Origin of the sequence: Acinetobacter sp. SH024 (assembly GCF_000163635.1) — a bacterium.
GTDB classification, from domain to species: domain Bacteria; phylum Pseudomonadota; class Gammaproteobacteria; order Pseudomonadales; family Moraxellaceae; genus Acinetobacter; species Acinetobacter pittii.
In genome coordinates this window covers 1-520 of the sequence record NZ_GG753625.1, presented here as the reverse complement: position 1 = coordinate 520, position 520 = coordinate 1, and the positions used below count along the sequence as shown (strand labels likewise).

At 24.6% G+C, this 520-nt stretch carries 1 protein-coding gene; it reads right to left on the bottom strand.

Annotation, left to right across the window (positions count from 1 at the left end):
* Positions 1-5: 5 nt before the first annotated feature.
* Positions 6-323: a hypothetical protein gene (locus HMPREF0013_RS24245; protein WP_000900860.1), complete on the bottom strand. Its 318-nt coding sequence runs from the start codon at positions 321-323 to the stop codon at positions 6-8.
* Positions 324-520: the final 197 nt, after the last annotated feature.

Below are 520 nucleotides of genomic sequence, written 5' to 3'. Positions count from 1 at the left end.
TTATGTTAAATGGAATGTTTATGAGAAATTAATAGTCTATTTTTGTTTGAGATTGAAGTATATTTAAAAAAGTTAAGTTGTTTTTTTAAATGCATAACTTCATCTTTTAGTTTTTTGATTTGTTGCTCTCTTTCGTCCTGTATAGGGTAAGTAAGTTCACCAAATTTTCTAACTAACTGACTGTATTCAATCAATTTATTGTAGTCAAGTTCGAAATCTCCGCTTTTTATATATTTAAGTATAGTCGAGCGAGGTTTTTTATACGCTATAGCAGCATCACTGATCGAAAATTTTTTTAAAAAATGATGATTTTTACCTAGCATACTATTTCACTTAAGGCATTATTAATTTCGTATATATATGTTAATAAAATTAACACATACAAGATATAAATCTTTAATCATTATTGGTTAATAATCGAACGTTTACTTTACACATGCCCTACTCTGATAATTTTTCTATTATTAAATCAATATGCTTTTAAAAATTTATATTATTAACATAATACACCTTATACGAA

What these genes read in the sequence shown, in the direction of transcription:
- HMPREF0013_RS24245 (WP_000900860.1), bottom strand. Translation starts at nt 323, where the DNA reads ATGCTAGGTAAAAATCATCATTTTTTAAAAAAATTTTCGATCAGTGAT.